Raw genomic sequence first — 22433 nt, 5'->3', positions numbered from 1 at the left:
GGGCTGTTCGCCCCTGGACCCGAACCAGGGCGCAGCCCTGGACCTCAGGTGCATCGACCGCGATGCGGTCGATGCAAGAGGAGCTCAGCCCCACCAGTACGATAGTTTGGCCAGCAACGTTTCTTCGGAGGCGCGCGGGCCGAGCCATCCGAAGTCGAAGCCCGTGGCGCGCCGGCCGAGGGGCGCTCGTCCGTCGCCTTGCGCGTGCGTGCACACGAGGAACAACGTCGAGCCGAGCCGGTACTCCCAGCGCAGGACGATGTTCGCGTTGATCGATCCGCCCTCCCAGTCGGGATCGTCGTCGAGCGGCAATCCGAACGGCAGGAGCTCCGCGAGGCGCGCGACCTTGCCCGGTCCACGCGCCTTCGAGAACGTGAAGCCATCGAAGCTCTGCGCTTCGAGGAAGGCCTGCGCGTAGGCCTGAAGCGAGAGCCGCGGCGTGAACGTGTACGTCGCGCGCATCGTGAGCCCGAGGCTCTGCGCCCGCAGCCGGCCGAAGACGTGGCCCGCGCCGATCGTCGTGACGTACCGCGGCTCGCCGCGCGTGTAGAGGAAGGTCGGGATCAGATCGAGGTCGAGCTGCGGCAGGATACGCACGGACAAACGGCCGTCGGCCTCCACGTTGAGGCCCGTCTCGATGCCCTGCACCATCACCCACGCCTCACCGTTCACGAGGCGTCGGCCATCGGTCGCGACCCAGAGCTCGCCGCCGAAGAGGGGCGCGCGCTCGAGCGCCGTGCCGTCGCCGACCTCGCGATCGTCGAAGCGCGAGGGTTTGGCGTGGATCGCGACGAAGCTCTCCCAGAAGTTCGCCCAGCGCGTGTAGTTGCCGAGCACGAGCATGCGCTCCTGCGTGAGCCAATCGAGCGTGTCGCGCTCGACCGCGTCGACGAACGTCTCCGTTTCGAGCGTCACCCACCACGGATCGAGCCTCCGATAGCGGACGGACGCAGTGAACGCGTGGAGGTTCTGCCGCTGCATGTAGCCGACGTCGTTGTAGTCGACCTTGCGGCCATGCCCGGCGTACTCGGCATTGAAGGTCCAGTGCTTGCCGCCCTCCTTCGCGACACGCGCCTGCACTGCAGGGCCGATGTCGCCGGAAGAGATGACGGTGCCGTCAGGCAGGGTGCGCGGCGGGCCGTCGTGCACGAGCGAGGCGACGACCTGTCCGCTGATCACGTAGTCGCCGCCGGGCGAACGCCAGCGACCGTCGATGCCCGCGACGTAGGCGTCGTGAAAGCACCGCGCGCCGTGCGCGACGAGTTGTTCCTTGGGGCAAAGCACGCGCGTGCGGCCATTGCCGGAAGCGGTCTCGACGGTGGGGTACACGGACGGCGTCTCGAAGCGGCTCTTCGCCGTGGCCATGAAGCCGAGCGAGGCGCGAGGGCCGAAGTCCTTGCGGAGGCGCAGGACCTTGAACGCGGCGAGTGGTTCGGCGACGCGCGAGACGAAGCTGCCGTCGCCGCGCTTCACATCGACGAGGACGGGCGCGGTGACGCCGAGCAGCTCGAACGCCGACACGCCCTCCGCGAGCTCACCCGAGAGCTTCGCCGCGGCGTACACCGTGGCCGGCGTCGAAGATCCCACGGTCTCCTCGTCGTCGCGCACGGCCGGCGTCCCTGGCGCACGGCCGATCCTGCGCGTGTAGACGAGCTTGAAGGGCGTCGCGAGGTTGTCCGCGCCCTCCAGGAAAAACGGCCTGCGTTCCGGGAAAAACCGTTCGAAGTTGCTGAGGTTGAGGATGACCTGATCGGCCTCGACCTGGCCGAAGTCCGGGAAGATCGTGGCGTCGAGGGTGAGGCTCTGCGAGGGATGCCACTTGAGATCGAGGCCCGCCGAGCCCGTGGGGAACACGCCCGCTCCGCGGCTCTCGGCCTCACTCTCGCTGTAGCGGAGGGCGCCGACGAGGAAGGGTCGTAGCTCGAGCGCGGCCTTGGGCCGGAGGCCGGAGAGGCCGTCGAGTTTGCCGTAGCGCGACACTTCGCCGCCGGCGTCGCGCGGGATGAACGTCCACTCGTCGACCTCCTGCAGCATGGAGACGCGGCGACGAACCTGCAGGCCGAAGCTCTGCGTGGGTAGATCGCGGAAGCGCAGGATCCGGAGCGGGATCTTGAACTCGGCCGACCAGCCGTGCGTGGTGCGCGTGGTGCGCGCGTCCCAGATCTCGTCCCACTCACGCGAGATCTCGGTGTCGTTGAAGCGGAGCGCATCGGAGAGGACGCCGGCCGCGTTGACCTCGAACTCGAGCGCGCTCCGTCCGTCGCCGCGTGTGTCGAGCGTGACCGTGACGGCGTCTGCCTCGACCTGGCGATCGCGCCGCGTGAGGCGCGCGATGATCTCGTCGTCCGTCTGCTCGCAGTCGATGCCGACGTAGACGGCCTCGTCGTCGTACACGACCCGAACGAGCGTGCGATAACGCGGCTTTTCACCGGGCGTGGGGAGCTTCTGCGTGAAGGCGTCGCTGCCCTTGGCGCGCTTCCAGGTGAGCTCGTCGAGGCGGCCGTCGAGGACCGGCGGGGTGGAGACGCGCGTCGCGGTGAGGTGCGGCGTGGCCACCTGGGTGGTCACCGCGAGGAGCGCGGACAGGAGAGACATGGCGGGAGATGGACGCCGAGCGTATCACCGCGTGACGCACGGACGGACGGCGGAAGCTTGCGGAGAGCCGCAGCGCCTCAGAAGACGTCGTCGATCGCGGCCACGGTCTGCGCGAGATCGTGCGTTGGCGCGTAGCCGAGATCGTTTCGCGCGCGCGCGTCGTCGACCATGCACACGTAGCGGATGTGATCGATCTCGGGCGCGGGGAACGACGTGGCCCGGTACTGCCAGAGCTTACGGACGACGTTCTGCGCGATCCCATGCGGGATGGCGATGCGCGAGCGTCCGGTCATGCCGACGAGGCGCGACAAGGGCAGCGGCGGCGGGCCCGCGAGGTTGTAGATGCCGCGCGCGCCGGGCGTGAGCGCGCGGGCGATCGCGCTGACGACGTCGTCCTGGTGGATGACCTGCACCATCGGATCGAAGCCGAGCAGCGTGGGGATCACGGGCAAGCGCAGGTAGTTCGAAGGCGCGTTGCGCACGGCGCCGAGGATGTGCACGGGCCGGAGGATCACGGTCTCGGTGCGTGGCCTCTTCCAGAAGAACGACTGCGCGAGCATGTCGACCTCGATGAGATCGCGGATCTCGCTGAACGAGGCGCCGCCGAGGAGCGGCGCATCCTCCGTGAGGAACTGCGGGTTGTCCGGGCGAGGGCCGTACACGTTGGCGCTCGAAAGAACGACGAGCTTGGGGATGTCGTAGTGCGCGACGTACTCGAGGAGGCGCTGCAGACCGACGACGTTCCAGCTGTGGTGCTCGGCCTGGCTCACCCGCGGATCGTGCATGACGCCGAGGTGCACGACGGCGGCGAGGCGCTCGTGGCGAAAGACGTCCTGCGTCTTCTTGCGGCGGATGTCGAGCTGGTGATGGACGATGTCTTTCGGTTTGCCCTCGAACGATCGCCGATCGATGCCGATCACCGGCCGCTCGCGGTGCAACTGCCGGGCGAGCCTGCGCCCGAGCCGCCCGCAGATGCCCGTGATGAGCACCGGCAAATGCGAACGATCACTCTCCACGCTCGGCTCGCGTGAAGAATCCCCATCCACGCTCACGCTCGCCCTGCGCGGCGGCCGCATCGTGAGCCGCGGCGCGACGCGCGTCGCTTCGCCTCCCCCGTTCGTCACGTTCATCCCCCCGATCCCCGACGCTCACCGTGAAGCTCGGAAGCACGTCACGTCAAGCACTTCGCACCGTGCTGTGTTGCCCTCGATTTGCTACGTTCGCATGCATGCTGGATGCAGCAGCGCGCACCCTCGGCAGGCTCTCGACCTTCGCGACGCGCGAGGCCTTCCCGATCGCGCGCTCCGCCCTCGGCGTCGCCCAAGACGGAATCGGCGAGCTCGGGATCAAGCTGCTCGGCCGCGACTTCGAGGAGCGCCTGCGTCGTGTGCCGATCCCCTTGGGAGGCGGCGGCGTCGACCCCTTCGGGCTCGATCCGGAGTGGGCGAAGTACGCGATCGGCGTCGCGGCGTTCTTCCACCGGTTCTACTTCCGCACGATCGTCAGCGGGATCGAGCGCGTGCCCGCGTCACGCGTCCTCTTCGTGGCGAACCACTCGGGGCAGATCCCGATGGACGGCGTGATCATCGCGGCCTCGATGTTCCTCGACGCCGAGCCTCCGCGCATCGTGCGGAGCATGGTGGAGAAGTGGTCGCAGACGCTCCCGTTCGTCTCGACATTCTTCTCGCGTGTCGGGCAGGTCGTGGGCGTGCCCGAGAACGCGCGCCGGCTGCTCGAGCTCGGCGAGGCGATCCTCGTGTTCCCCGAGGGCGTGCGTGGCGTGACGAAGACGTTCGCCGAGCGCTACAAGCTCACGGACTTCGGGCTCGGCTTCATGCGCCTTGCGCTCGAGACGAACACGCCGATCGTGCCCGTGTCCGTGATCGGCGCGGAGGAGCAATACATCTCGCTCGGCAACTTCCGTCGCGTGGCGAAGACGCTGCATTTGCCGAGCTTTCCGATCCTGCCGCAGCTCCTCGTGCCGGGCGGGATCCTCCCCTTGCCCACGCGCTACAGGATCACGTTCGGCGAACCCATGCGCTTCGACGGCGATCCCGACGACGACGACGCGATCATCGAGGAGAAGGTCCTCCGCGTGAAGGCGACCATCCAGTCGATGTTGAACCGCGGGCTGAAGGAGCGGAGGTCGGTGTTCTGGTGAGGCGGGGGCGGCGGGACCGCCCCCTCGGGCTCATCAGGATTCGTCGTCGAGAAGCTCGGCCTCTTCGAGCTCTTCGCCCTGGGCCGGCTGCTGCGCGGCTTGCTGGTGCGCGTACGCCTGCTGCTGCTGCGCATAGGCCTGCTGCTGCGCGTAGTACGCCGCGTACGCCTGCTGCTGCGCGTACGCCTCCGGCGTCTGCGCGGCTTGCTGCTGCGCGTACGCCTGCTGCTGCGCGTAGTACGCCGCGTACGCCTGCTGCTGCGCATACGCCTCTTCCGGCGTCTGCGCGGCTTGCTGCGGCTGCGCCTGCGGATCCACGTACGCAGGCTGGGGAGCCGGCTCGGCCTGGACGTACGCCGGAGGCGCCACGACCATCGGCGGAGGCGCGGCCAAGGCCGCCGCGGGCGCGATGGGCGTCGGCTCGTTGTCGTTCGGGGGCTGCCACGTCGGAGCCGCAGGCGGCGGCGCGGACGGCGTGGGGACCGCAGCAGGCGGCGGCGTGGACGGCCCCGCGTACGCAGGCGGCGGCGGCGTGGATGCCCTCGCGTACGCAGGCGGCGGCGGCGGCGTGGATGCCCTCGCGTACGCAGGCGGCGGCGCGGACGGCCCTGCCGCGGTCGGCGGCACCGAGGGCATCGACGCGCGCGCCGGCGAACGCTTGAGTTTGCCGGTCTTCGCGCGTTCGAGTCCCTGGGTCGCCTCGGCGTCGCCGGCCTTCATGCGCAGCACGCGCCGCCAGGCGTCGGCCGCCTCGCGCGCGTCGCCGAGCTCTTCCTCCCACAGACGCGCGACCTTGCGCGCGAGCTCGGCGCGGATCGCGGGATCACGGCCGCGGAGGATCTGATCCTCGTAGAGCTGGATCATGCCGCGGTGATCACCGAGCTCGGTGAGCAGGTTCGAGAGCTCGTTCATCACGTCCTGATCGGCAGGCGACAGGTCGTGGAGCTTCTTGAAGTCGACGCCCGCGCCCTTCTTGTCGTTCAGCGCGTCGCGGCGCAGGCGCGCGCGGCGCTGCAGGAGCTTGCGAACGAGCGGGCCGTCGAAGACCTCTTCGAGCGCGCGCGTGAGCGTGGCCTCGACGCGCGGCAGATCGTTGAGCTCGCGGCCGAGCGCTTCGAGCGCGTCGAGCGAGGCGTCGTCGACGTGCGTGACGAGCGCGTCGCCGAGCCACTTGAAGGCACGCTCGACATCGGCGAGCGCGCGGTGCGCGATGGTCGCGGCGCGCCGGAGGAGCGCACTCTTCGTGCGCCCGCCGTCACGCGACCCCTGACCGCCGCCCGCGAGCGCCTCGGCCAGGATGCGGCGCAGGCCCGTGCCGCCCGAGCGCTCGTCGCCCGCAGTGGCCGCAGCTTCGAGCGCGACGAGCGTCTCTTCCTGGACGCCCGCGCTGAGCGCGAGCTCGAAGAAGCCACGTGCGCGATCGTTCGCGCCGCGCTCGGCCGCGACCTGCGCCGCGCGCGCGAGCGCCGTGAGCCGATCCGCCGGCAGACGGCAACGCCCGACCTGACGCTCGTACACGTCGATCACCTGCGCGACGTCCGGCGCGAGCACCGCGAGCCGCGCGAGCAAGGGCTCGACCTCGCCCGGCGGGACGCTGGCGAGCGCGCCCTCGCCGTGCTGGATCGCCTCGTTCGCGGGCACGGACGCGGCGATCTGCACCTCGGCTTGACGCACCATCTCGGCCGCGCGCGCGGGGCCCGAGACGTCCTTTGCGAGCAGGTCGTGCGCGACGCCGAGGGCGTCGAGATCCTTCAGCTTGATCGCGAGCTGCTCGAGCCGCTCGGCGAGCGCACGATCGGCGCCGCGCGAGCGCGCGAGCTCCATCGCCACGCGGGCAGCATCGGCGTCACGGCCGACCTCGATGAACCGCTCGAACGCGCCGCGCAGCGCCTCGTTCCGTGCCGGGCCCGAGCCCGACTCGTTCCACGAGACGAGCTTCGTCGCGACGAGCCCCTTCCACCCGAGTTTGTCGCCGAGCTCGACGTACGCGCGCCGGCACGGCTCGTCGCCCGTCTCGGCGATCTTGTCGAGCGCCGCGAGCGCCTCGTCGCCACGGCCGAGTTTGTCGAAGAGGATGTCCGCGACCCTTCGGGTCATGCGGGACAGCTCCTCCTCGTCACCCTCGACCTCGACGAGGATCTGCAGGAAGTGTGCGACGCGCGGCCAGTCCTCGACCTCGGCGCAGAGCCGCTCGAGCCGACCGATCGCGTCGAAGTCCTCCGAGTCGGCCGCGTGCACGATCTCGAGCGCTCGGATCGCGCCGCGCGGATCGGAGAGGCGGGCCTCATAAATCTGCGCGAGGCGCTGCGCGAGCTCGACCTTCTGATCGCCTTCGGCCAGCGCGACCTCGCGCTCGAGCGCCGCCGCCGCGCCTTGCGGGTTGTTGCGCCGCTCTTCGAGATCCGCGATCGCCGCGAGCGCAACGCGGCTCTTCGGATCGAGCGTCTTCAGGATGCCCTCGTACCGCTCGATCGCGCCGTCCACGTCGTCGAGCCCCTCGGCCAGGATGCTCGCCTCGCGCAGCGCGTGGTTCAGCTTGTCGGCCGGCGCCTTCGTGATCGCGCCGAGCCGTCGGAGGAGCTCCACGCACTCCTGGTGATCGCCGCGCTGCGCCGCGTCCTCGACGAGCAGCGCGAGCGCGCCCTCGTCGTCGCCGTCGGACAGCACGAGCAAGAGGCTCTCGCGCGCGCCCTCGTTGTCGCCGAGCGAGCGCTGCACCTCGGCCGCCGCGCGACGCGAGGCCACGCGCTTGCCACGATCGGAAAGTTTTTCCGCGCGCCCGAGGAGCAGGTGCACGAGATCCGAAAGCCGCCCGGCCGCGCGGTACTGCTCTTCGAGCGCCTGCACGTACGCGTCGTTCGTCGGATCGATCTCGGAGGCGCGCTCGAGCCGGATCATCGCGCCCGGCGCGTCGCCCGCCTTGACCAGGAGATCTGCGGCCTGCGCGAGGAGCGTCGCCTGCTGCTTGCCGTCCGCGAGCTCGGCGCGCTGCTCGATCGCGTTCGCCGCGTCGGACATGCGACCCGCGGCCGTGTACGCCTTCTCGGCCTGCTCCCAGATCTTCGCTTGCTTGCCGAGCTCGGCGGCCTCGGCGAACGCGTCGCCCGCGGCGCCCGGATCGTTCAGCTTCAGCCGCAACTCGCCGAGCTTCTGCAGGAGCCCGGCGCGCGTGTTCGGGTCCGTGAACCCGGTCATGTTGTCCGCGATGGCCTGCGCCGCGAGGTCGAGCCGCTCGCCCTTCTCGTAGAGCTTCACGGCCGTGTTCACGGCCTGCTCGTCCTCGGGCATGAGCGACGCGATCCGCGTCCACACCTCGGCCGCGGCCACGGGATCCTTGCGCTTCGCCTCGTGCAGGCTCGCGAGCTTCTTCTCGATCGCGAGCTTCTGCTCCGTGTCGGGCGTGCTCATCGCGTCCTGCTCGAGCACGGTCGCGAGGTCGTCCCACTTCGTCGCGCGCTCGAGCAGCCTGCGGAGCTGATCCCGCGCCTGCTCGTCGCCGCGATCGATCTGGCAGAGCTGCTTCCACGCCGCGATCGCCGTATCGATGTCGCGGAGCTGCGACTCGCACATGCCAGCCACGTCGCGGAGCTGGGCCTTGCGCGTCTCGGTCGAAACCGTCGGCACGCGCGACGCCGCGAGCAGCACGTCGCGCAGATCCGCGAACATGCGCTTCTGTCGCAGGTACTCCTCGACCCACGAGAGCGCCTCGGAGTTCGCCGGATCGATCTTCAGCGCCTCACGGTACTTCGTGTACGCCTGCGGCTTCCGTCCCTTCTGCGCCTCGGCCGAAGCCTCCTCCAGGAGCGCGTGCACGTCGCCTGCCGGGACCGCCGGCTGCGCCTGCATCGCGACGACCGAAGGCGAAGGCGCGCGCGGCTCGGACGCGGGCGCGGCTGCCGGCGGCGGCGACGGCTGCGGGGCCGCGGGGGGTTGCGAGGGCTGCGCGGGCTGCGCGACGGGCGCGGGCTGCGCGGCTTGCACTGGCTGCACCGCCTGTGCGGGCTGCGCCGGCTGCGGCGCGGCTTGCGCGGCGGGCATCGGCGGCGGCGGAGGCTGCGCGTTGCCCGCCTTCATCCGCGCCACGTTCGCCATGAACCCGTTCGGGTTCGCCTTCAGGTACGCCGCGTACTGCGGACCGAGCTCGCCCGTGCGGCCGAGCAGCGCCGCGAAGTGATCCGCGAGCTGCATCGCGCGATCGTGCCCCGGCGAAGCGCCGAGCGCCGACAACGAGTACGAGAGCCCATACTCCCCGTCGTACGTCTCCGCGAGCTGCACGAAGATCCCGGCGGCCTCGTCGCGCTCCGGCTGCGGCACGTTCTCGCCCGCGTTGATGCGCTCGAGCACGCTCACGCCGAGCTCCTGCGTGAGCGCGACGTCGGTCGGACGCACCGCGCGCGCCGAGCGCAGCGCCTGCGTCGCGCCCGCCATGTCGCCCGCGCGCTTGCGGATGTCGGCCTCGTCTCGATAGAGCGCGAGCTTGCGCTCGGGATCCTCGGCGATGGCCTGCTCCATCGCGAAGTACGGGATCGCCTCCGCGTACTGCTGCTGCGCCTTCAGGATCTCGCGCGCCGCGTAAATCGCGTACACGTTGCGGGGATCGAGCTCGGCGACCTTGCGCCAGTTCTCCACCGCGCGATCGGGACGCGCGAGCTGCGGCTCGCTCCACATCCGTCCAAGCTCCTCGTGAAGCTTGAGGAGCATCGTCCGCACCTCCGGCTTCGCGGCCGCGGGCGCGAGCCCTTTCGCTTGCCGCTCGTAAAGCTGGATGAGCGACATCGCGTCGCCCTTCTCGCGGAAGATCTGCGCGAGCCGCTCGGCCGAGCGATGCATCGGATCCCTGTCGACCGCGAGCAGCAACGTGCGCACGGTATTGTTCATGTCGCCGAACGCCGCTTGCCAGACGTTCGCGGCCTCGCTCAGCCAATGGGCGCCGTAGGCGGGATCCGGCGTCTGCGTCCCGACGCGCTCGAGCAGCATGGCGTACGAGCGAGGGTCCTGCGCGCCTGCACGATGCGCGTACGCGAGCGCCTCCTGGTCGTGGGGGTTCGCGAGGAGGCGCTGGACGAGCATTTCGATTTCACGAGGATCCATCGTTGTCCGTGCGCGAAGGTACACGGCTCTACGGGCGCCGTATAGTCGCCTCGCGCCCGCCTGCTGCATGCCGCGCCGCGCCGCCCCCTGGCCCTCCGGCGAGCGCCTCCTCGATCGCCGCGATGAACACCCGCGCGCTCGAAGGCCGATCCTCCGGCCGCTTGCAGAGCGCCCGCACCACGAGCTCCACCAACGCCCGCGGGATCCCCGCTTCTGGCGCCGCATCACAAGGCGCGATCGGCGGCTCGTGCACGTGTTTGGCCATCACCCGCGCCGCATCCCGCTCGACGAACGGGGGCCTGCCCACGAGCATCTGGTAAAGGAGCGCGCCCACCGCATAGAGGTCGCTCCGCGCATCCACCGGCTCGCCCCGCGCCTGCTCCGGGGACATGTACCGCGGCGTACCGACGGGACCGCTCCCCCACCCGAGCGCCGCCTCCTTCGGATCACGCGGCGGAAGCCCCAGGTCCGCGAGCCCGAAATCGAGCAGCTTTCCCGCCTCCGCGCCGCCTTCGAGGCGCGCGATGAACACGTTGTCGGGCTTCAGATCCCGGTGAACGATCCCCTTCTCGTGCGCCTCGGCCAGCGACGTGAGCGCGTGTGTCGCGAGCCGCGTCGCCTCCGCGATCGAGAGCCGCCCTTCCCGACGCAGCCGGACGCCGAGCGGCTCGCCTTCGAGCATCTCCATCACGAGGAACCGCGACACCGTCGGCGAGACGAGCGCGTCCTCGCCGCCGTGCACGATCTCGCCCACGTCGAGCACCTGCACCGTGTGCGGCGAACGCAGCATCGAGAGGACCCGCGCCTCTCGATCGAGCCGCGAAAGCGCCCGCGTGCCGAGCCCTCGATCCCCACGAAACACCTTCACCGCGACGTCCTGCCCCCGCGTCACGTCCCGCGCCCGGTACACCGCCCCCATCGAGCCCGCGCCGATCCGACCGAGCACCACGTACCGCCCCGCGATCGTCATCCCGAGGAACGGATCTCCATCCGCGTCGGCGAGGACCGACGCGGCGACGAGCGCGAACCCATCGCGCGGGCAAAACACGAGCGGAGTCGTCCCTTTGGCCGCCTCGGGTTTCGGTTCCCGGCAGCGCGGGCAAACGAGCCCGGTCAAAGACCGCAGCGCGGGCCTCCCCATCAGCGGAGCTTGCAGGCGTACTCGCCCACCAAGACGAACGCACGCCGGCAGACCACGTCCACGGTCCGCTTCGGCGTCACCATCTCGAACGTCTGCCCGAACGGCGTCCGCTCGAGCCGCGTCACCTGCGCGCGGCAGTTCGGCCCCTGCTCCCCGCACGCCACCGCCGCGGCCGCGCGCTCGACCTCGCTGTTGTCCGCCATCACGTTCACCGCGGCGGAGACGCTGAACAAGACGCAGAGGACGAAGATCGTGATCTGCCCGGCGCGCTTCATGACCGCGCATCCTAGCAGCGGATGGACACGCCGCGCCCGGGATCCGAGCCCTCGGCGCGCCTCTCTCTCAGAGCTTGATCCCGCCGTTTTGAATCGGCTCGAAGCTCTGCCGCCGCGTCTCGTACTTCCCGCGCACGAATGCGCCGAGCACGGGTGCCATGTTCGCCGGCACGTCCTCGTCCCACTCGCCGCCGTCGATCGCGTCGCGCGGATAGAGATCCGGCGCGAGCAGGAAAAAGCCCGGCACACGCTCGTGCGGCATCTTGAGCCCCGTCAGGTCCTCGTCGAACGCGTCGATGTCCACGCGGACGAGCCGCACATGCGCGAGCGCCGTCTGCATGAGCGGATTCCCGAGCGACGACGACAAGCTGCGACACGAGACGCACTCGTTCTTCGTCGTCATCACGACGATCGTCTCGCCCGCCGCGGCCGCGGCCGCGCGCTCCTTCGCGAGCTCCTGCGAGAGCGACGACACCGACACGCCCACGTCCACGACCGTGACCGTGCCCTCCTTGCGGACCATCGTCTCTTTCTGGAAAACCGGCACGGCCTTGGAGGGCGGCGACGCGGGATCCGTGGTGTCCACCGCTCCCTCGGGCGGCGACGCGGTGTCCCCGACCGTCACGACGTTGGCGATCGACGCGAGCTGCGCCTCGTGGCTCCGCTCCATCGTCCACACGCCAAACGCGATGGCCGCGCCCCAGGCCACCGTCAGGCAAATCCCGAGCCCCATTCCCAGCGTTGCCAGGACATACCCGCGGCGCTCGGCGCCCACGCCGGCGTGCTCCCGACGCGCGGCCCAGCCGAAGACGATGGCGGCGACCGAGCCCAGCGGTCCGCCCACGAACGGCGCCAGGATCGACGTCAAGGCCAGCGTCGAGAGCGGCTTTTTTTGGGGTGGCCTCGGCCCCCGCAGGTACGGGTCCGAGAGCGGAGGGAGCTCCGTCGGGCCCTCGGCTCGGGCGACGCGCGAAAGCGCGGACCTCGGGGAAATGGCCTCGCTCACCCACGAATTCTAGCGCCTAATCTCGCTTACGCTTGCAAACCAAGGATGGACGGAATGAAGCGTCCCGCCCGTGCAGAAGGGATACGCCAACCCCCCACGCAGCGTGGTAGGAGGAAGGTGCGCTCTCATGATCGAACCGGCCCGCTCCTCCGTCTTTCCCCGAGCCCCGGCCGCCCGGCTCGTGTCCGTGACGATCGGTGACTACCAGGCGCTCGGCAACAGCACGATCGAGCTCGCGATCGCCGCGCGCCGCACCGTGCTCCACGCGAAGGGCGGATCCCTCGCGTCCTTGCTCGTGCAGGGCATCGCCGAAGGCGCGCACATCGCCGTCCACGCCCTGAGCGACCCGGAAAAACCTCGCCACTTCCGCTGCGAGTTCGAGGGCGACGCCGGCGAGCACCTCGTCTACGCCTACGACCGTCGTTTCCACGATCTCGAGGACGACGACGAGCCCTTCCCGCCCTCGATGCGCTGGGAAGAACACGCAGCCCGCACGGACGAAGCGAACGTGGATCTCTGGACGGTGCGCGATCGACGCGCCGTCTTCGGCGACGGCAGCCGCATCTCGCTGCCCTCGGGCGTCGGCGCGCTCGCGCTCGCGGGCGAGTCCGCCGATCGCGTGCCCGAGGACGCACGCCGCATCCGCGCCTACCTCGAAGGCATCCGCTGGCTCGGCCTCGCCCTCTCGCGCCCGCCGATCGAGGATCGCGCGGTCGTCACGCTCACGGGTCGATCGGGCGTCCTCTGGACCTCGCGTGGCCTCGACGCGCGCCTGCTCTCGCTCGCGTCGACGCTCGTCATCTGGTTCGAGCTCTACCGCGAGCGGTACAACAAGGTCGTCGAGCTCTGCCAGCGCATCGGCGCGGCGGGCGAGCTCGCGGTACAGATCACGCGTGACCCGTCCGCGCGCACGGACGTCGCGCCGCAGGATCGCGCCAGCATCACGTTCGAGGGCGTGGATTTCGGACGTCTGTCCGACACCGTGATCCGCAGACTCGAGCTGCTCGTCGCGCTCGTGGATCCGGAGTCGACGGCGCTGCTCCTCGAGGAGCCCGAGGTCTCCGCGGTCCCCGGCAAGATCGGCGCGCTGCTCGAGGTGATCGAGGCTTGCGCCGATCACCGGCAGATCATCGTCTCGACGAAGTCGCCGCACGTGGTCGACTGGGCGCGCCCCGAAGAGCTCCGGCTCGTCGAGACAAACCGGTATCGTGACCTCTCCGTGCGCAGCCTCGACTTCACCGAGCTCAGCGCCGCGCAGGCCCACGTCGCGGCCGGCGGCAAGCTGTCGGCGTTCCTCGCGTCCTGATCGATCACGCGCGTCGACGCGTCCGAACGCTCGTCACGTGCGTGTGCAGGGCCCGCCACGCGCGTGCGCTCGAACGACACGTTCTGCCGCGCTCAGGGGATGCAGCTCGACTCGAGCGTGCGCAGGACCGCGCGCTTCGTGCTCACGCCACCACTCATCGGCTCGGCCCACAGGAAACCCATGCGCGGGCCGGCCGGCGTGACCGCTGCCGGATCCTTCACCGCGCCCGTCCCGTCGCTGACCCGCATGCCCGTCGCCGACGGCTCGCCGCTCTCCGAGAGCTTCACCGCGAGGACCTGATCGTCCTTGCCGCCCTCCTGACCGAGGAACACGACGAGCGCGCCATCGCCGATCGGCGCGAGCGCCGGGGCCCGGCCGCGCCCGACCAGCCACGTCTTTTCGCCGGGACGCGCCGCCGCGTCGACCGCGCGCGCGAGGATCTTGTCGCCCTCGATCCACACGGCCATCGCGCCTTTCGTCGTGGCCACGAGGTTCACGCGTTCGCGCGCGGGCGCGCCGGCCGGCGGGGCTGCCGCGAGGGTGTAGGCCTCGTCGATCTCCTTGCCCGCGAGATCGAAGCGCGACACGACGATCCGCCCGTCTCCCTCGTGCCAGGCGAGCGTGTAACCGGTTCCATCCGCGGCGACGGCGGGCCTGCGCGGCTCGTGGGCGTGGTGCGTCGCGCCGAGCGCCTGCACGGCCGGCGCGGCAGCGTCCGTCGGGGCGAACTGGAACAGTCCGAGCTGCGCCTTCTCCATGTTGAACGGCGCCACCGCCACGATCGCTCCTGCGGGCGTCGCGGCGAGCGCCACGTCGTCCGCGTTCGCGGCGTTCACCGTGCTGAGGTGCTCGATCACGGGCGCGGGCGAGGTCTCCCAGCGCGGCTTCGTGTACGCGAGGCCGTCGGCGTCGAACCACACGAGCGTCCAGCCCGCGCCGTTTGCGAACATCCGCGGCGCCGTCTCGTTCGCCGTCCCGATGCCGCGCGCCCGCGCCACCTGCTTCGCGTCGAGGGCGAACCCTGCGAAGGCGAGCTGCGCGCCCGGCTTGTTCGCGGCGAGCTTAATGAGCCAGGCGGCGGCGATCGCCCCCTCTTGCCCTGCGGCCGTCACCTCGCCGCGCTGCAGGTACGTCGCGATCTCCCCGGTCTGCGCCTTGCACGCCTCGGTCTGCGCGGCTGCGACGAACGAGGACACGCCGGAGCCCACGGGCTCGCTCGGCGGAGGCGGAGCTTGCACCGAGCTCGCCGAGGTCGTGGGCGGATCCGCGGCGGCGCTCGTCGCGACCGACGCACTCGGCGCGACCGAAGCGCTCGGGGCTGGCGTGGCGCCGCCTTCCGTCTTCCGTTGCCCGCACCCGGCGGGAGCGAGGCCGAGGACCAGGCTCATCGTGACGCCGACGAACCCGAGGGGCCACGCGCCGGTCGCGATCTCTGGGGAGCGAATCTGCTTCATCCCCGCCGAGCCCCCCGGCGCGCCATGCGACATTGGATCAACCTCGACAAGGCCGGCACCTGATCCACGAAGAGGGACCACGGCAGCCTATCCCATCAAGCGAAGTCGCGATCCCTCAATGTGTTTTCGCTTACGAACAGTGCGAAGAAGAGGACTTGAACCTCCACGCCCTTGCGGGCACTGGAACCTGAATCCAGCGCGTCTGCCAATTCCGCCATCTTCGCGTGATGCCTTCCCGTGAAGGACATCGATCCGCCGGCCGTTCGGCCAGCGGGGGCGTATAGATAGATCGGCTGAAGCCCTGTGCGCAAGGACGATTTTCGCTTTTCGTCTCCATCACGCCGGGCGCCCCGAAGCGCCGCGAAAAACCGCACTGCGCGCCCCTCCAGAGCGCTCGCTCCTTGCCGAGCACGCCTGCACGTGCGCGTCCGCCACACGGGCGCGGCACCGTACGTGCTCCGCGAAACCCCGATGGCGAGGCGCGAGCACCTTGGGTCTCCGGCGGTCGCTCGTGCTGCGACCGGCGGTCCGCTCGGTGTTGCGAGCGTCCCTGCCTCACCCCCCGATCGGAGGAGCCTCTTCGTGCCGAGGAAGAAGATCGTCGTCGTGGAGGACGACCCCGAGCTCCGGGATCTCGAGACCTTCCTGCTCGGCGCCGAGGGCTACGACGTCGTCGGCGTCGCCGATGGCATCGATGCCGCTGCGATCGTCAAGCGCGAGCATGCCGACCTCGTCCTGCTCGACCTCATGCTGCCGGGCAAGGATGGCAACGCGGTCCTCGAAGAGCTGGCGGCCGAGCCCGAGACGCGGCCCACGCCCGTGATCGTCGTCTCCGCGTTTCTCGCGCAGCTCCGCCTCACGCCGCAGGTCCGCCGCGTCCTCTCGAAGCCGTTCGACGTGAGTGATCTCCTCGACGCCGTCGCGCGCGAGGTCGAGCGTCCCCGCGAAGAGGTGGTTTGATGAACGGTCCTCACGACGCCGGATCTGCGCGCGGCCTCGCGCTCCCCGTCGACCTCGACGCTCCTGCTCCCTCGCCCGCGCCGCAGCCGAACAAGCCTACCGGCATCGTCTCGCTCGACGCACCGCCGTCTGCGCGTGACATCCGCGACGCCACCCTCCTCAAAGAAGGCGACCTCTTCCTCCTCACGGACGCCGAGGGCAACGTCCCGCGCAAGAACCGCGAGGGTTACGGCCTCTACCTCGGCGACACGCGTTTCTTGAGCAGCTACGAGCTCGCCATCCAGGGCCTCCGTCCGACGATCCTCCTCTCCAGCGACCACGCGCACTTCCTCGGCGCGCAGGTCCTCACGAACCCGAACCTCGTCACGCCCGAGGGCCAGGCCGTCCACGAGCAGACCATCCAGATCCGCCGCTACCGCCTCGTTCGACCCACCGAGGTCAGCGAGTCGCTCACGTTCCAGAACTACAACCGCTTCCCCGTCACGCTCGACGTCGAGCTCCACTTCGAGGCCGACTTCTCCGACATGTTCGAGGTCCGCGGCATCGTGAAGGGCGCGCGCAAGGGCAAACCTCACGCGCCCGAGCACATGCCGAACGTCCTCAGCTTCCGCTACGACGGCGCCGACGGCCTCGCGCGTCGCACCGAGGTCCGCTTCGATCCCACGCCCGACAGACTCGCGTCGTGCACCGCGAGCTACCGCATCGAACTCCGCCCGGGCGGCTCCACGTGCATCACGATCGGCGTCAGCGTCGACGCCTCGCCGATGATGAACACGAACGGCCCTTCGGCTCCGCGCCGCGCACTCACGGGCTACAAGCAGTGGCTCGCGGGCCAGGTCGGCGTCGAGACGAGCAACAGCCTCTTCAACGCGGTCTTCGCGAAGGCGCGCAGCGACCTTCGTGTCCTGCTCTCCGGCGATCCCGACGCGCCCTTCATCGCGGCGGGCATCCCCTGGTACGCGTGCCTCTTCGGGCGCGACACGATCATCACGGCGCTCCTCTACCTTTGGATCTCCGCCGAGCCTGCGCGCCAGGCGCTCCGCTTGCTCAACCGCCACCAGGGCAGCCGCGACGACCCCGCGCGTGACGAGGAACCTGGCAAGGTCATGCACGAGCTTCGCCGCGGCGAGCTCGCGCGCCTCGGCGTCGTCCCCTTCTCGCCGTACTACGGCACCGTCGACGCGACGCCCCTCTGGATCATCCTCCTCGCCGAGTACTACCGCGCGACCGGCGATCTCGATCTCGTCCGCGAGCTCCGCCCGAACCTCGACGCCGCGCTCCTCTGGATGGATCGCTACGGCGATCACGACGGCGACGGCTTCCTCGAGTACGCGTGTCGCTCCGACGCAGGCCTCGTCAACCAGGGCTGGAAGGACTCCACCGACGCGATCACGCATCCCGACGGCACCCTCGCCGAACCTCCGATCGCGCTCGTCGAAGTGCAGGCCTACGCCTACGCGAGCCGCCGCGCCGCGGCCCGCATCTACCGTGCGCTCGGCGATCCCGCGCGCGCCACCTCCGAGGAGCTACGCGCCGCCGCGCTCCGCGACGCCATCGACGCGGCCTTCTGGATGCCTGCGGAGAACACGTACGCCATCGCGCTCGACCGCGACAAACGGCAAGTCGCGACCGTCTCTTCGAACGCGGGCCATGCGCTCTGGGCCGGCGCCGTCCCGCACGCGCGCGGCGAGCTCATGGCGCGACGCCTCATGGAAGAGGACCTCTTCTCTGGCTGGGGCATCCGCACCCTCTCCACGCGCGCGGCTCGGTACAACCCCACGGGCTACCACCTCGGCACTGTCTGGCCGCACGACAACGCCCTCATCGCGCTCGGCTTCAAACGCTACCGCCAGGAGCCTCTCGCCCTCGAGCTCGTCACCGCGCTCTTCGAGGCTGCGCAGCACTTCCCTGCGTACCGCATGCCCGAGCTCTTCTGCGGCTTCGCGCGCAGCGCCTTCGCCGTCCCCGTCCGTTATCCCGTCGCGTGCAGCCCCCAGGCCTGGGCCGCGGCTTCTTGGGCGACCCTCCTCGCCTCTCTCCTCGGCCTCTCTCCCAACGCGCCGGGCAACGAGCTTCGGATCGTCCGCCCCACCCTTCCTCGCTGGCTCCACTGGGTCGAGGTCAAGCGCCTCTCGGTCGGCCGTGGGGAAGTCGACCTTCGGTACCAGCGTGTGGAAGAGCATACTGCCGTGGACGTCGCTGCGATGCGGGGAGATGTACGGGTGACTTTCGTGGACACCTGGGAAGAGGACGGGACGTACCCACCCAACCCTTCGAATCCGTGAGGTTTTCCGGCCTTGGCGCCGCTCCTCCCACCTTCACGCACCCGAGCAAGCTCCCTCCCTTCATTTTTTCCGATGTCCGTACAGCCTTCGATGCATACCTTCCCGGCTCCCTCGTCCAAGTCTGCCAGGAGGTCTACCCGTGCGAACGACTGTCATTCGCTCCCTGCTCGCCACTTCTGTGATCGCTTCCGCCTCTGCTTTCTTGTGCGCGGACGCGGCCGCGGAGGGGACGGTCGGGGTCCTCGTGCTCCGGGAGCACGGGGTGGGGAGCGCGGCGCAAGCCCAGCCTTATGTCGACAAGTTCGTGTCCGTCGCGGCCAAACAGAACGGCTGGGGCGGCGCGAAGGGCGAGTATCACACGAGCCGCGGCAACGCCGAGGCCTTCATCTCCGCCCAGAAACCCCACTACGGGATCCTCTCGCTCGGCGCTTTCCTCGGCCTCAAGGCCAAGCACAACCTCGACATCATCGGCCAGGTCGCGGTCAATCGCGCCGGCGGCCAGCAGTATCACCTCATCAGCAAGACCGCCTCGGACCTCGCTGGTTGCAAGGGCAAGGCGCTCGCCAGCGACCACGCCGACGATCCCAAGTTCATCGACAAGGTCGTCTCGAAGGGCGCCTTCAAGCTCGGTGATTTCACGTTGGTCACGACGACCCGCCCCATCCAGACCATCAAGAAGGTCGTGAGCGGCGACGCCGCGTGCGCGCTCATCGACGACGCCCAGCTCGCCGAGGCCACCAAGATCGACGCGGGCATCAAGTCCGTCTGGGCGAGCGACAAGCTCCCGCCCATGGTCGTCGTCGCCTTCCCCTCCGCGCCCGCGGACGCACGCAAAGCGTTCCAGGCAAACCTCGGCAAGATTTGCGAGGGCGAGGGCAAAGCGACGTGCGGCGAGGTGGGCATCCTCGCCCTCAAGTCCGCGACGTCCTCCGATTATGCGGGCGTCATCGCTGCGTACGACAAGTAGCGCCTCTTCGCTCGCCTAACGCGGGGCGCTTCTCCCCCCAGGCGGTGTTATTTCTCCCCCCCGTGCGCTGGTCCTTTCTCCTCCTCGTCGCTGCCCTGGGCGTGTTGCCCGCGTGCTTTGGCGGCGTGACCGGCGCGCAGGGCCCCGCCGTCAACGCTGCGCTCAAGACCGCCGTCGCCACGAAAGACGCGCTCGTCATCGCCGACGCGCTCGAAGACCTCATCGCCGCGGGCGCGGACACGCCGGAAGATCGCCAGCTCGCCTACGCCGAGGTGCGCGCGCGTGCTGTCGACACGGCCGCGTACACGTACGCGCGCGCCGTCGTCACAGGAAGGCTCGTGCAGCTCAAGGGCTTGCTCGGGGCCGACATGATCGGCGAGGTCGAGCACTACGCGCGCCGCAGCCGCCAGCTCGATCCGAACTTCCGCAGCGGCGCCGCCACGCGCATGCTCGGCACGCTCTACGTGGTCGCGCCCGCCGCGTTGCTCCGAAATGGAGACTCGGAGACGGGGCTCGAGCTGCTCGAAGGCCTCGTGAACAAGGATCCCGACGTCATCGAGAACCACCTGCGCGTCGCCGAGGCCTACATCGCGCTCGGCGACGTCGATCCTGCCAAGCCCCACCTTTGCCGCTGCTCGGCAGACCGCGCAAAGCTCCGGCGCGACGATCAGGCGCTCCTCGCGCAGCTCCTCAAGGACGCGGGCAACCCCACATGCCCGAAGCCTGCGGCGACCGCGCCCACGCCTTGAAACGCCGCGCGGGATCGACGGGCGGCCTGCGCGGGATCGTGATAGCAGCGTGGCCGTGTCGACTTCTTCGAGCTCTTCGAACGGCCCCGCGAGCCCGAGCCACGACGCGCCCGGATGGCTCGTCCGGCTCTTCTCCCGCATCATCGCGGCCCGCTGGATCATCATCGCCCTGTATGCGCTCGTGCTGCCGCCGGCAGCCTGGTTCGCGGCGCGCGTCCAGCAGGACAACGCGATCGAGCGCCTCATCGCGACGAGCGACACCGACTTCGTCAAGACACGCGAGTTCGAGAAGATCTTCGGCGCCGGCGAGTTCGCCGTCCTGCTCGCCGAGGCCGACGATCCGTTCGCGCCCGCGGTGCTCGAGCGTCTCGACAAACTCGAGCGCGCGCTGAAGGAGATCCCGCACGTCGAGCCGAACTCCGCGCTCTCCATTTATCGCCGCGCCAAGGCCGGCTTCGATCCGACCCCCGAGCAATCCGAGGCGCTCCGCAAGTTCGTATCGGGCACGAAGCTCTTCCAGGATCAGGGCCTCGCTGGCGACGGCTACCTCGCGATCGCGCTCATCCTCGACGTGCACACGAGCCAGGAGCGCCGCGAGACCCTCGCGGCCGTGCGTCGCGCCATCGAGACGACGGGCGGCGACGGCGCCCCGCTGAAGACCTTGCGCCAGGTCGGCCAGCCCTACGTCAACATCTACCTCGACGAGGACATGCAGAAGACCGGGCCGAAGTACTTCGGCCTGTTCGCGGCGTTCATCATCGGCCTCTGCCTCTTCCTCTATCGCTCTGCGCGCACGCTCGCGGCCTTCTTGATCACGCTCGGCGTCTCGATCGCCCTCTCCATGGGCTACATCGGCCTCACGGGCGGCGTCCTCACGATCGTCTCGCCGATGGTGCCGATGACGATCCTCGTCACGACCACGGCGACGCTCGTCTACGTGCAGTCGCGCTTCGTCGAGCGCCCTGCGGATCGCAGCGTCGACGAGCACCAGGTCTTCTCCTTCGCCAACAAGTGGCTCGCTTGCACGGCCTCGGTCTTCGCGACGGCCGTCGGCTTCGCGGCGCTCGTCGTGTCGAGCATCCAGCCCATCCGGCAGATGGGCGTCTGGGTCGCGGTTGGCCTCGCGCTCAGCTACATCGTCTGTTTCACACTCTTCCCCGCGCTGCAGAAAATCCTGAAGACCCCGACCGCGATCGAGCAGAAGGTCGCGGCCGCGTGGTTCGTCCGCCTCACGGAGGCGCTGCCTCGCTGGAGTTATCGTTATCGCTGGCCGCTCGTCCTCGGCTCGATCCTGCTCTCCTTCGCGGGCGGCGTCGCGCTCTTCGGGCTGCCCGGCGTGGTCAAGCCGATGCGGCTGCTCACCGATCCCGTCGAATACATCAATTCGGGATCACGGCTCTATGCGGACACGAAAGCCATCGAGTCGAAGATGCCCGGCCTCTCGATCACCGAGGTCTGGCTCAAGGGCGGCGTCGGCAGCGTCTCCGAGCCTGACGCGCTCAAGGGGTTCCAGGCGTTTCACGAGGCGCTCGTCGCCGACCCCGAGGTCGGCGCGGCGATCGGACCGACCACGATCCTGCGCATGATGCAGTACCTCGGCGGCGCGGGCGACGCGTTCCCCAAGGACGCCGAGGCGCTCGACGAGCTCGCGGGCACGCTGGAATCACTCGCGCCCGTGGACCCGCTCCTCGGCCGGTTCGTCCAGAAAAACGGCCTCGGGCAGACGCATTTCACGGTCATGTCGAAGGCGACCGAGCACGAGGCGTTCCAGAAGCTCCAGGCGAGCATCGACAAGCACTGGAAGGCCGCGGCCGAGGCGAACCCGGCGCTCAGGGAGTTCGAGCTCCGCACCGTGGGCATGGCGCCGCTTCAGGCGCGCGTCTCGCAGAGCCTCGTGCCCACGCTGGTCGAGAGCTTCGAGCTCACGGTCGGGATCATCTTCGTCACGTTCCTCGTGGTCTTCCGCAGCGGGGCGGCGCGGCTCATGGCCATGATCCCCTCGCTCTTCGCGATCCTCGTCATGTTCGGCGTGATGCGCATCTCCGGCATGACGCTGAACGTCGCGACGATTCTCATCGCGTCGACCGTGCTCGGGACGAGCGAGAACGACCAGATCCATTTCTTCTATCACTTCCAGGAAGGCCGAAAGACGGGCTCCGTGGAGCAGGCGCTCCGGCACACGCTCTTCGTGTCGGGCCGGGCGATCTTCTTCGCGACGCTCATCAACGCGGGCGGCTTCGTGGCCTTCGGAATGGCGGATCTGCCGCCGATCCGGCAGTTCGGCATCCTCTCCGCCGTGGCCTTCGTCCTCTCGATGATCGCGGACTTCACCGCGCTCCCCGCCGCGCTCTGGCTCGTCTTCCGCACGAAGCCGGACGCCGAGCTCTCCCCGGCGAAGGCGCCGGGACAAACCCCCGCGGCGAGCTAGCCCTGCCAAACCCTC

The 22433-nt window shown here is 69.8% G+C and carries 14 protein-coding genes and 1 tRNA gene; 7 read left to right on the top strand and 8 right to left on the bottom strand.

The annotated features are described in order from the left end of the window. Positions 1-84: 84 nt before the first annotated feature. Both KEG38_RS35140 and KEG38_RS35135 read right to left on the bottom strand, forming a co-directional pair. Positions 85-2595, bottom strand: coding sequence for a DUF5916 domain-containing protein (locus KEG38_RS35140; protein WP_272424677.1), 2511 nt, complete (start codon positions 2593-2595; stop codon positions 85-87). A gap of 77 nt (positions 2596-2672) precedes the next feature. Beyond that, complete coding sequence (locus KEG38_RS35135; protein ID WP_272424675.1) at positions 2673-3725, bottom strand: NAD-dependent epimerase/dehydratase family protein; 1053 nt, start codon at positions 3723-3725, stop codon at positions 2673-2675. A gap of 98 nt (positions 3726-3823) precedes the next feature. Here KEG38_RS35135 and KEG38_RS35130 point away from each other — a divergent pair, with 98 nt between their 5' ends. Continuing rightward, positions 3824-4756, top strand: coding sequence for a lysophospholipid acyltransferase family protein (locus tag KEG38_RS35130; RefSeq protein WP_272424674.1), 933 nt, complete (start codon positions 3824-3826; stop codon positions 4754-4756). A 33-nt stretch (positions 4757-4789) separates the two neighbouring features. On the opposite strand, the gene KEG38_RS35125 is transcribed toward KEG38_RS35130, so the two are convergent. The 4 genes from KEG38_RS35125 to KEG38_RS35110 form a co-directional block, all read right to left on the bottom strand. Then, positions 4790-9847 carry a tetratricopeptide repeat protein gene (locus KEG38_RS35125; protein ID WP_272424673.1) on the bottom strand — a complete coding sequence of 1686 codons (5058 nt, stop codon included), beginning with the start codon at positions 9845-9847 and terminating at the stop codon, positions 4790-4792. Between the two features lie 28 nt (positions 9848-9875). After that, entirely contained in the window at positions 9876-10895 is a 1020-nt protein-coding gene (locus KEG38_RS35120; RefSeq protein ID WP_272424671.1) for a serine/threonine-protein kinase, read from the bottom strand. Positions 10896-10987: 92 nt separating this feature from the next. Continuing rightward, positions 10988-11263, bottom strand: coding sequence for a hypothetical protein (locus KEG38_RS35115; RefSeq protein WP_272424669.1), 276 nt, complete (start codon positions 11261-11263; stop codon positions 10988-10990). Between the two features lie 67 nt (positions 11264-11330). After that, positions 11331-12269, bottom strand: coding sequence for a DUF4190 domain-containing protein (locus tag KEG38_RS35110; protein ID WP_272424667.1), 939 nt, complete (start codon positions 12267-12269; stop codon positions 11331-11333). 127 nt (positions 12270-12396) lie between these two features. Between KEG38_RS35110 and KEG38_RS35105 the strand changes: the two genes are divergently transcribed. Next, positions 12397-13575: an AAA family ATPase gene (locus KEG38_RS35105; RefSeq protein ID WP_272424666.1), complete on the top strand. Its 1179-nt coding sequence runs from the start codon at positions 12397-12399 to the stop codon at positions 13573-13575. A 92-nt stretch (positions 13576-13667) separates the two neighbouring features. Here KEG38_RS35105 and KEG38_RS35100 read toward each other — a convergent pair whose 3' ends face one another. Together KEG38_RS35100 and KEG38_RS35095 are read right to left on the bottom strand one after the other, a co-directional pair. Then, positions 13668-15029 (bottom strand): hypothetical protein, encoded by a 1362-nt coding sequence (locus tag KEG38_RS35100; RefSeq protein ID WP_272424665.1) that lies wholly within the window; start codon positions 15027-15029, stop codon positions 13668-13670. A 140-nt stretch (positions 15030-15169) separates the two neighbouring features. Continuing rightward, positions 15170-15253, bottom strand: a tRNA-Leu gene (locus KEG38_RS35095). A gap of 358 nt (positions 15254-15611) precedes the next feature. On the opposite strand from KEG38_RS35095, the gene KEG38_RS35090 reads away from it, so the two are divergent. The 5 genes from KEG38_RS35090 to KEG38_RS35070 all read left to right on the top strand — a co-directional run bounded on the left by KEG38_RS35090 (position 15612) and on the right by KEG38_RS35070 (position 22418). Further along, positions 15612-15989, top strand: coding sequence for a response regulator (locus KEG38_RS35090; RefSeq protein WP_272424664.1), 378 nt, complete (start codon positions 15612-15614; stop codon positions 15987-15989). Then, positions 15989-18274, top strand: coding sequence for an amylo-alpha-1,6-glucosidase (locus KEG38_RS35085; RefSeq protein WP_272424663.1), 2286 nt, complete (start codon positions 15989-15991; stop codon positions 18272-18274). Before KEG38_RS35090 ends, KEG38_RS35085 begins: the two co-directional genes overlap by 1 nt. Positions 18275-18413: 139 nt before the next feature. Beyond that, positions 18414-19241, top strand: a complete 828-nt coding sequence (locus KEG38_RS35080) for a hypothetical protein (protein ID WP_272424662.1) — start codon at positions 18414-18416, stop codon at positions 19239-19241. Between the two features lie 62 nt (positions 19242-19303). Beyond that, positions 19304-19990: a tetratricopeptide repeat protein gene (locus tag KEG38_RS35075; RefSeq protein WP_272424661.1), complete on the top strand. Its 687-nt coding sequence runs from the start codon at positions 19304-19306 to the stop codon at positions 19988-19990. A 55-nt stretch (positions 19991-20045) separates the two neighbouring features. Continuing rightward, positions 20046-22418 carry an efflux RND transporter permease subunit gene (locus KEG38_RS35070; protein WP_272424659.1) on the top strand — a complete coding sequence of 791 codons (2373 nt, stop codon included), beginning with the start codon at positions 20046-20048 and terminating at the stop codon, positions 22416-22418. The last annotated feature ends 15 nt before the right edge of the window (positions 22419-22433 follow it).

The organism is Polyangium jinanense (genome assembly GCF_028435265.1).
In the GTDB taxonomy this organism is placed as follows: domain Bacteria; phylum Myxococcota_A; class Polyangia; order Polyangiales; family Polyangiaceae; genus Polyangium; species Polyangium jinanense.
The sequence above is the reverse complement of the archived record's forward strand: the minus strand, read 5'-3'. Positions and strand labels throughout refer to the sequence as shown.

What these genes read in the sequence shown, in the direction of transcription:
- KEG38_RS35125 (WP_272424673.1), bottom strand. Translation starts at nt 9,847, where the DNA reads ATGGATCCTCGTGAAATCGAAATGCTCGTCCAGCGCCTCCTCGCGAAC.
- KEG38_RS35085 (WP_272424663.1), top strand. Translation starts at nt 15,989, where the DNA reads ATGAACGGTCCTCACGACGCCGGATCTGCGCGCGGCCTCGCGCTCCCC.
- KEG38_RS35140 (WP_272424677.1), bottom strand. Translation starts at nt 2,595, where the DNA reads ATGTCTCTCCTGTCCGCGCTCCTCGCGGTGACCACCCAGGTGGCCACG.
- KEG38_RS35100 (WP_272424665.1), bottom strand. Translation starts at nt 15,029, where the DNA reads ATGAAGCAGATTCGCTCCCCAGAGATCGCGACCGGCGCGTGGCCCCTC.
- KEG38_RS35115 (WP_272424669.1), bottom strand. Translation starts at nt 11,263, where the DNA reads ATGAAGCGCGCCGGGCAGATCACGATCTTCGTCCTCTGCGTCTTGTTC.
- KEG38_RS35135 (WP_272424675.1), bottom strand. Translation starts at nt 3,725, where the DNA reads ATGAACGTGACGAACGGGGGAGGCGAAGCGACGCGCGTCGCGCCGCGG.
- KEG38_RS35105 (WP_272424666.1), top strand. Translation starts at nt 12,397, where the DNA reads ATGATCGAACCGGCCCGCTCCTCCGTCTTTCCCCGAGCCCCGGCCGCC.
- KEG38_RS35130 (WP_272424674.1), top strand. Translation starts at nt 3,824, where the DNA reads ATGCTGGATGCAGCAGCGCGCACCCTCGGCAGGCTCTCGACCTTCGCG.